At 56.3% G+C, this 9188-nt stretch carries 6 protein-coding genes and 1 pseudogene; 4 read left to right on the top strand and 3 right to left on the bottom strand.

Annotated elements, in window-relative coordinates:
* Together Q4Q11_RS29285 and Q4Q11_RS29280 are read right to left on the bottom strand one after the other, a co-directional pair.
* The coding region (locus Q4Q11_RS29285; RefSeq protein ID WP_498571665.1) for a hypothetical protein at positions 1 to 1336 on the bottom strand (1336 nt) is incomplete at its 3' end.
* A gap of 350 nt (positions 1337 to 1686) precedes the next feature.
* Positions 1687 to 2535 (bottom strand): CsgG/HfaB family protein, encoded by an 849-nt coding sequence (locus Q4Q11_RS29280; RefSeq protein ID WP_112507684.1) that lies wholly within the window; start codon positions 2533 to 2535, stop codon positions 1687 to 1689.
* Between the two features lie 818 nt (positions 2536 to 3353).
* On the opposite strand from Q4Q11_RS29280, the gene Q4Q11_RS29275 reads away from it, so the two are divergent.
* From Q4Q11_RS29275 to Q4Q11_RS29265, 3 genes are all read left to right on the top strand, one after another.
* Positions 3354 to 4046 (top strand): invasion associated locus B family protein, encoded by a 693-nt coding sequence (locus tag Q4Q11_RS29275; protein WP_498571664.1) that lies wholly within the window; start codon positions 3354 to 3356, stop codon positions 4044 to 4046.
* A gap of 204 nt (positions 4047 to 4250) precedes the next feature.
* Positions 4251 to 5159: a hypothetical protein gene (locus Q4Q11_RS29270; protein WP_498571663.1), complete on the top strand. Its 909-nt coding sequence runs from the start codon at positions 4251 to 4253 to the stop codon at positions 5157 to 5159.
* A 766-nt stretch (positions 5160 to 5925) separates the two neighbouring features.
* Entirely contained in the window at positions 5926 to 7731 is a 1806-nt protein-coding gene (locus Q4Q11_RS29265; protein WP_498571662.1) for a TPR domain-containing protein, read from the top strand.
* 106 nt (positions 7732 to 7837) lie between these two features.
* Here Q4Q11_RS29265 and Q4Q11_RS29260 read toward each other — a convergent pair whose 3' ends face one another.
* Positions 7838 to 8740, bottom strand: coding sequence for a LysR family transcriptional regulator (locus tag Q4Q11_RS29260; protein WP_113214305.1), 903 nt, complete (start codon positions 8738 to 8740; stop codon positions 7838 to 7840).
* Between the two features lie 138 nt (positions 8741 to 8878).
* Between Q4Q11_RS29260 and Q4Q11_RS29255 the strand changes: the two are divergent.
* Positions 8879 to 9188, top strand: a pseudogene (locus Q4Q11_RS29255) (HlyD family secretion protein); the annotation flags it as partial.

The following is a 9188-nucleotide window of genomic DNA, read 5'->3' as shown; positions in this document are numbered from 1 at the left end:
TGGCTGCCTGGTTGGCGGTGCCGCCCTGGACGATACCAGCCTCGGCGCCATTGGACGCGAACTGGCTGTTAAGGGCCTGACCGCTGTTGCCGGTCTGAACGATCGATGCGCTTGCAGCAGCGCTTCCAAGCTGGACCGTGCCGGCATTGTTGTCGTTGCCGGACTGGGTCGTGCTCGCACCGGCGCCATTGCTGCCGGACTGAAGCATGGCGGCCGCGTTGCGGTTGCCCTTCTGGATTACGACGGACGACATCTTCTGTCCGTTCTGCTGCGTGACGAGGCTGGTGTTGTTGGCCCCATCCTGCAATACGGCGGCACTGGCGTGATCGACACCGTTCTGCGAGTTTACGGATGCGTTCTGCGTGCCGGATTGAACGATGGCGCTGCTGGATTCGGTGGTGTTGTTCTGCAGATTTGTAGCCACGTTGCCGGAGCCGCTCTGAATGACCGAAGCCGAGGTCGGATCGACATTGTTCTGAACGTTGACGGCCTGATTGCCGATGCCGTCTTGAACGATGGCGGCATTCGCGTCCTGGGAATTGCTCTGGCTGTTCAGGGCGTTGTTGCCCGTGCCGCTCTGAATGATACCGGCGGTATTGCCGTCGCTTCCCTTCTGAAGTGTGCCGAACTGAGTGTTTGCGGCGACGTTGGAGAAACCGTTCTGCAGAATGGACGCGTTCGAACCCTTCTGGTCCTGCTGGGTGTTGAGTGCGACGTTCAGCGCGCCGGCCTGCAGGATTGCGGCGAAAGAAGCGCCGGAATTGCTGCCGAGCTGGTCGTTCTCGGCAACATTGCCGGCAAGCGTGTCGAAAGGATTGATCTGGACGATGCCCGAGTCGTTGCCGCTGTTGCCAGCATCCTGAAGCGTGCGGGCCAGGTTGGCATAACCGCCTTGGAAGATGGCCGCGCGATTACCGATGCCGGCCTGCTGGAACTTGTCGACGACGTTCTGCGCACCGAACTGGGCGATACCGGCCGTGTTCTCGCCGCTCTGCAGGAAGTTGTTGCCGACGAAGTTGTTCTTGCCGAGCTGCATGACACCGAGAACGCTGCTGCCCTGCTGTGCGTCCGCCGGCTTGCCGTCGATGAGCGGCAGAAACACGTTGCTGCTGCCGTATTGATAGACGAAGCCGCCGTTGGCGCCCGCTTGAGCTTCCGGACCGCCGTTCGGCAACAGGCCCGCCTGGGACAGATAGGCAAAGTTGTGGTCGTCAAGCTGGCCGATGAAGGCCTCATTGCCCTTGCTTTTGTCGAAATCGGCAGCGGCAGCGCCGCTCGCCAGACCAATGGCAGCAACCCCTGCAAGAAGTGCTGCCCGTTTTGTCGAGAATTTCATGGACTTCTCCCTCATAAGCTGGAGCGGCGAGATCAGGCGCCAGGCTCCAAACATCAAAGCGTTAACGATCCGTTTACTACCACTCTGAAATGTATCTTCGCAAGGTGGCAAAGAATAAGAAATAATAAATAGTTAACTACGGAAATATTAGACCCAAAAATGAGCTTCTAATTTCCCTAATAGCTGAAGGAGAAAACTGAATTTTAGAAAACTATATTATGAACATCGCAAAATATGTCCGAATAATACGCATAAAAAGGCACTGTCGAACCTCGTGATTCGACAGCGCCTTGATCTTAAGACAGTATTCAAATCAGCTTTAAATTGTATTGCCGAATCGGTCGGGCCGGTCACGAACCGGACAGCGGCATATCGCGATACTTCTTCTCGAAAGAGGCTATGAAATCCGCCTCCTGGGAACGATCCCTCAGATGCCATAGACCCTGCTTCACGCCGTCAACGGCCAGGGAAACGACTGCAAGCTCGATGCCCTCACGGACAGCAAGCGCCCCAGGATCATTGCGCGCCTGGCCCAGTTCGATCTCCAGCAATTCATTGGCGGTTGCGAATTTATAGGCGCTGCCCTTAACCTGAACGGAAAATATCTGTTTCGTCGTCGTCGTCGAAGCCAGGATTTCGCCGGTTTGAACGCTGACCGCACGCAAGCTGACAGTCACCACATCGGAGCGGTATTGCATATCGCCGCCGATGCCGAGATAGCGCGCGCCGGCACCCCCGGTCAGTTCGTTGGAGTCGTAGCCGACGATCCCCCCTTGCAAAATAATCCCGGCGAAACGGACCGGCGGCAGGCCGCTCTTCTGTCCGTAGGACTTCTGAGTGTTTTCAATAAGCGTGCGTTCCTGCACGAGGTTCTTCAGGCCTGACCGCTCAACGACGCGAAACCAGTTTCCTTCGCCCGTCTTCTTCAGGACATCGATCAGAATATCTGCGCCGCCCTGAGTTACGGCGCGACTATATTCCGCGAAGCTGTCATTCGGCTTTGCCTGGCCCGTGAGATCGGGGAAATCGTAAACCGCAACATCGACCGGCATCTCGGCACGCGGCAGCGCGACCACTTTCGCCGTCGTCTTCGTCGGCGACGTCAGCGCGGCAGCCGGCGTGTCGAGCTTCTGACCGGTCTGACACCCGGCGAGCAGCAGCGTGCCGGCGAGCGATGCAATTACAAGATGGGCCTTCATGATTCCCCCGAAACTACGCAATGCATCGAAGGCATCAAGGCCACCTTTGAACACTCGCTCTCAAGTAAATTGAAACACGCCTCGCTTCGCCTTCAATACAAAACAATATCGTTTCGAAAAATGCGAACTCATGGTCCCAATTATGACTTCGACTTAAGAACATATATTCAAACGCAACCGTCTTTCCCCATCTGCATTACGCGAATAAGCGATGGCGGTGACGTATCACTAATTTTTTGCGATTCCAGAATCTCATTTTTGGGTGCTTTTTTCATTTCAGCACAAATGAAGAAGACTACATCACATCTTCCAGAATTTATTTACTGAATAATACTTGGATCATCTATTCACGGCACCGCGGCCGACTGTTGGCCATTCCGCGGCATTGCCTTCGGCCTGCACAATGGCGGTGGAACCTTTGCCAACGGACGGGAATGGATTGAGGTTTGCCCTGCCCGCCTTATGGCGCGCCTTTCCTGCCAAGGAAGCCGTTCTTTTCGAAGAGGGCGGCGGCGCTTCCATCGGCCGGGCTGTCGCGGGCGTCTGCTCGACATAGGCCTGCCTGTCGCCAGGTGACACCTGCTGGATGTAGGCTTGAGCGGCAGCGCCGTTAGCGGAAATGGTAGCCAATACTACGCAAAGTAAAGCAAAATTCTTATTATTTCCGAACAATTTCGTGTTTCCCGTTTATATTTGGAGTTATTCCCTCTCGATTTTCTAGTAGTTACCGCACTAGTCGAGATTAATTGGCAAGTTTGACTTTGACTAAGTTCCGTGGAACAGAAACCTTGGATATGATTAACATTGGAGAAGTTTAGATGTCAGTCAAGATGGGCGTTGCGGGGATCGCTGTTGTGACGATCCTTGCTTTGGTGGATACCGGCGGCGTTGTCGCGCAGGAATCGACCGGCCCGATGTTTTCGACACCGGCCTCGCGATCGACCACGGGAGCGCCGATCCTCAACGGTTCGTCGCAGGAGGATGGCGGCTTGATCGACAATACCGGCAGCCGGCGGCGCCCGTCCGCAGGCCCCTCGCGCGCAGCCAAGGAACCGGCGCAAGCAGTCACCGCCCCCGGCGACGGCAAGGCGAAAGCGTGGAGCCTGCAATGCGCCGAGATTTCGAAGGTAAGACGTTGCCAGGTTTCCGGCGCCGTCCTTTCGCCAGACAAGAAACAAGTCGTCATGGTCATGAGTCTGGCAACGTCGGCGGATCGCAAATCGACCGCCGCACAAATTGCCGTGCCGCTCGGGATAGCCCTGAAGCCGGGCGTCAAGATCAACGTCAGCGGCGCCTATTCCACGATGATGGCTCTGAGCCGCTGCACATCGCAGGGCTGCCTCGTGGAAGGCAATGTCGAAGACGCCATGCTCGACGCGATGAAGACAAAACCCGTTGCCACGGTCATTGTCGCCACGCCCGATGGCAAGAACGTTCCGATCAAACTGTCGCTCGACGGCTTTCCCGAAGCATTCGCCGCAATGAAATCTGCGGATACCAGTGTCAAATAGCCTTTCCATTCTTCGAACCGGGCAGCCGATAGCGGCTTGCCGTCGTCCTCTTTCTTTAGGAAAGACCTGTTTTTCAATAATGTCGGCTTGCGTCTTAAGCTTAACAACGAAAACAAGAGGACAAACAAACTTTATTATGGAAGGAATACACCGGTAGTTTTCCAGCCTTTATTTCAGATAAACTAAAATAATGAGTGCGGCGCCATGGTATTTACGGCAAAAGAGCTTAATGCCAGCAAACATTTCCTGTCAGCCATATTGCAAAGCGCATATGAGCTCATGGCCATTTATAATGAAAATCCGCGCATTGCTTCAATCTTGGCCTCACAACAAAGATGGCTGCTGGCGCATTCCGGCTTTGCCCTTTTTCTCGGCTATCCGGACGATCCGATGTCAGGGCTCTACAACGGCCGTTTCGTCGAATTTGCCGTCAAGCACAAGATCGCCAGCCGCAATACCGCTGCGGCCTTCCTCAAGGAAATGCTCGCCTACAGGTTCGTGCGATCCGCGCCGGAAAGTTCCGACCGCCGCATCGTTCTCCTCGAGCCGACCGAGATAACCCGGGAGTTTATGGCCCGCTGGATCCATACGCATCTTCTCGTCCTGGATACTCTGGACGGCGGCGACAGGATGGAAAGGATCGCCGCCGACGGGAACGCCATCTGGCAAATGCATCCGATCATCGCCCGCGCCATCCTGGGCAACACACGCCTGAAGAATCCCGGGCCGACCTTCAACCTGTTCAACGGGGCGACCTCCGGCGGCGTCGTCATGGATTATCTCATCTCGCGCATCACCGTAATCGATTACGCGGCGGATAAGGTTTTGATCGGTCCAATTTCCCTAAAGACCATGCAGAGCCAGTTCATGATTTCAAGCGCCCATCTGAAGCGCCTGTTCAGACAGGCAGCCGAATTCGGCAGCCTCGGCTGGGCAGGCGCCGCAGGAAGGAGCAGCTTCTGGCTTTCCCACACATTCGTCTCAGAATACTGGAACTACCAAGCCGAGAAATATGCGGTGATCGATGCCGTCAGCCACGCGGTTCTGAGCCGCTCCGTCGGCGAACTCGGTTGTCGCCATGGAGTATTTGAAGACGCGGAAATGGCATCGTGATATCACGGGCAAGAGACGTCCATCGCATTTGAAGCGAATCAGCGAGCCTCTGCGCGATGGGCTTCTTCGCTCCCGCTCATTCGCCCAAAGGATGAGAGGCCTCGGATTTTAACTCGACACCCGCTCACCGGTCATGACTGCTGTTCGGTCTCTTCGCGGCGCTTGCCTCTATGTAAATATACCCAATAATTGCGAATTTCCGATAATGCAATCTTTGATTCAGGTCTTGCGCTCCTGCAAGCTGTGGGATTCTATAATTAAATTTATGTAATTTTTATAATTATTGATTGTTTTTCTTGCCTGCTTCTGGCCTCCTTTCAATCACAGCCGCCAAACAGCGGCGAGCAGGAAGCTCCCAGTCTGTGATGTTCCCGATTTCAGGGCAGGTGATAGCTTCGCGCATCGAGTGCGCAGATGAACGCCGGCTCCCCACCACGTGCGAGCCTTGCCATGTCCTGTCACCAGCAGGCTAAGATCAGAGACAAAGCATGCTCCGCCGTCATTCCGATCCGGCCGATCGAATTGACGGACGTCCTTTACGAACGGCCTTACCATGGTAATGGCGCGGTCATCCGTGCAAATCTTAATCTCCAAAATGCAATAGCGGCCGCATTCATGCTGATGGCCGGACCAGCGATGATGGAATCGTTTCGGAAATGACCCCACTTTCCCTAAACGAAAGCTCACTCTTATGAATTTGTTGCCAGATGCCGCATCGCCTCCCACCTCAGCGCTCGTCGGAATTCTGCAACATGTTTCCGACCTAATGACTTCCGGAAACAGCAACGAAGCCATCAACAACCTGCTGTCCGCGCGGGACCTCATCAAAACTCAGCCGCTGGCCTGCAACACGCTCGCCTATCTGTTACTGCATGCCGATCGACAGCAAGAAGCCATTCCGTGGTTCGAAGCCGTTCTTGCCGTCAATCCCGGTGACGCCCAGGCGCTTTCGGGCCTTGGCATGTCCTGCCAGGCCGTCGGCGATCTTACGCGGGCGTTGCAATGCTACGAAGCGGCTCTGGTATGGCGCTGGAACCATGCAAGTGCCTGGTACTATCATGGCGCGCTGCTTGCCCAGCTCGGGCGCCTGCGCGAGGCACTTCCAAGCCTCGACAAGGCGATAGAGCTTCAGGACGACTATGTGGATGCGCTTACCAAGCGCTGCCAGGTGCTGTCCGGACTTGGCGACGTGTCAGGCGCGGCCTTGTCCGCCATGCGCTGTTGCCAACTATCGCCGAATGATGTCTCGTCCTGGCTACTTTTCGGCGATCTCTGCATGACGCATGACGACCTCGGGCATGCGATAGCGGCTTACGAAAAGGGTCTGGAAGTCTCGCCTGCAAACTTTCAATGTCTCTACAATATGGCATATGTCTTGAAACGGACAGGACAGAAAGATCTTGCCCGGAGACATGTGCATGCCGCATTGCGCGTTGAGCCCGACAATCGCGAAGCGCTGCTGCTTTGTGCGGGCATTGAGCAGGAACTCGGCAATGCCGAGAAGGCACTCGACAACTTTCGTCGCGTCGCGGCCGCAGGCGTCGCTCGCAGCCACCAGGCAAGCCGGCAGCCAGCACACTTTAGGGCGCTGCTGCTCTTTTCACCGTTTTCAGGGAACACACCTTATGAGGATCTGATCGGTGACAGTTCCTACGACGCAGATGTCGTTCTCATGCTGCCGGATCATCATTGCGATCCTAAAGCCGTGAATGCGGACATCGTCGTTAATCTGGTCTCCGAGGCCGATCTCAGGCGAGACATCGTTGCGCAGGTCGCCGATTTCGTCGGCCGCCTCGATAAGCCGGTGATCAATCATCCGCTCCTGATCCTCGGCACCGATCGCCAAAGTATCGCGCAGCGGCTTGCGGCCATCCCGGACACGATCGTTCCCGCCACCATCCGCGTCGAGGCAATTGCGCTCTGCCAATTCCTGCGCAGCAATACCCTGCCGAGCTGCAATCTCATTGCTCGCCACGCCGGCACCCACGGCGGCGATAAGATGGAGTTGGTCTCCACGCTTCAGGAATTACAGGCATTTGCCGGTGAAGCGGGCGATCAACCGCTCTACCTCACGGATTTCTTCGATTACAGGTCCACCGACGGCTTCTATCGCAAGTATCGCTTCATCTTCGTCGGCGAGGAGATCCTCCCCTATCATCTTGCGGTCGGCGACGTCTGGAAAGTGCATCACACGTCAACGCGCATGGCCGAGATCGAATGGATGCGCCGGGAGGAGCAGGCATTCCTGGAACAGCCCGGTCACGTCTTCGGGACAAAAGCGATGGCCGCGCTGGATGCGATCCGGCGGGAGGTTGGGCTCGATTACTTCGGCATCGACTGCTCCCTGGATACCGAGGGCCGGGTTGTGGTCTTCGAGGTCAATGCCTCCATGCTGATACATCTTCACAATACGGGCTTTGAATATAAAACTCCGCATGTGATGAGGATCAAGCATGCGTTCGAACGGTTACTTGAGCGGCGTGCAAAGAACGCACAACCATCTACCGCCCCCTTCCCATTGCCATGGACTGAAGCTGGCGGAGCCGGATCGCCAAATCGATTGGCGGGGTAAGTTGCGCTCGTGTTCGTCGAGACTGCCGCGATGAGGAGCAAAGGTGCGGGCGACATCCCTATCATCGCAGTCTTCCGGCAGCAGAGAGATGGCGAAGACGGATCGGTCAAGTCATCCATTTGCGATGTTCGGCAAAACGCTCGGCAAGGAGATCTATGAACAGTCGAACCTTGGTCGGCAAATGGCTGCGGTTCGGATAAATCGCGCTGATGGTGAACTCCACGGCCCGATAATCAGGCATGATGCGCACGAGACGACCCGCGGCAACCTCATCGAAAACGATAAAACTCGGCGCAAGGAAGATGCCCTGCCCGCTGGCCAGGAGAAACCGCAGCGTCTCGGCGCTATTGGAGACGACGTTGCCAGCAATCTTGACACCCACGGGGTCGCCATTGGCATTCTCGAAACGCCATTCATCCCCATAGGGGTAATAGGTATATTGCAGGCAATTGTGCTCCACGAGATCGGCCGGCACCTTCGGCATGGCATGCGTATCCCTATATTCGGGCGAGCAGACGAGCATGTGGCGCCATGGTGCAAGCTTGCGGGCAACGAGCGTCGAATCGGGCGCAGGCAGCGTACGTATCATCAGATCGTAGCCCTCCTCGATCATGTCGATCGACCGTTCGCCGACATCGAAATCGAGAGAGATCGCGGGATACTGCTTCATGAATTCGTCAATGACCGGAAGCAGGAAGCGCACGATGGCACTGCTGGTATAGATCTTCAGCGTGCCGCGCGGCATGGTGCTGAGGGCGCCTGCCGCCCGATCGGCCTCCTCAAGGTCGGAAAGGATCTGCGAGGATCGCTCGTAGTAATATTTGCCGGTTTCCGTCAGGCTGACCTTACGCGTGGTCCGGTTCAAAAGCCGTACGCCGAGGCGGTCCTCCAGGGATTGCACATGGTTGCCCACCATGGTGACGGACATGTTGAGCCGGCGAGCCGCGGCCGAAAAGCCGCCGCATTCCACCACCCGGCCAAAGACTGTGAGGCTGGTCAACCGATCCATGTTGTCCCCGGATTATCCACTGTGAGTTTATGATCCTTCCAGATTTCAGGAGATTATCAGAAGGATCGTTCGGACGCATCTTCATCGCATCAAAAATGGCCCCATGCAAAGGGCCGGCGATATTGAAGGAAACGGATGATGGTCGAGATACCCCGTAACGAGGCGTTCAAAAATGCAAGCCAGGCCGATACCGCGCCGGCAGGCGAAGTGGCAAAGTCTCCCGCCGCCGAAGCACCGCAGGCCCCCATTGCCGAAACGCCCGCCCCTGTAGCCGCAAAGGCACCGGGAACAGGCCGCAGGCTTCTCAAGCGCGGAGTGCTTGTTGCTGCATTGCTGGCTGGCGTCGCCTTCGCCGCCGACTTCGGCTATCATTATTGGACCGTCGGCCGCTTCATTGAATCCACCGACGATGCCTATGTGAAGGCCGACTACACAACAGTTGCCCCGA

Source organism: Rhizobium sp. UFLA01-1127, from assembly GCF_059803845.1.
The sequence above is the reverse complement of the archived record's forward strand: the minus strand, read 5'-3'. Positions and strand labels throughout refer to the sequence as shown.

What these genes read in the sequence shown, in the direction of transcription:
- Q4Q11_RS29280 (WP_112507684.1), bottom strand. Translation starts at nt 2,535, where the DNA reads ATGAAGGCCCATCTTGTAATTGCATCGCTCGCCGGCACGCTGCTGCTC.
- Q4Q11_RS29275 (WP_498571664.1), top strand. Translation starts at nt 3,354, where the DNA reads ATGTCAGTCAAGATGGGCGTTGCGGGGATCGCTGTTGTGACGATCCTT.
- Q4Q11_RS29270 (WP_498571663.1), top strand. Translation starts at nt 4,251, where the DNA reads ATGGTATTTACGGCAAAAGAGCTTAATGCCAGCAAACATTTCCTGTCA.
- Q4Q11_RS29265 (WP_498571662.1), top strand. Translation starts at nt 5,926, where the DNA reads ATGACTTCCGGAAACAGCAACGAAGCCATCAACAACCTGCTGTCCGCG.
- Q4Q11_RS29260 (WP_113214305.1), bottom strand. Translation starts at nt 8,740, where the DNA reads ATGGATCGGTTGACCAGCCTCACAGTCTTTGGCCGGGTGGTGGAATGC.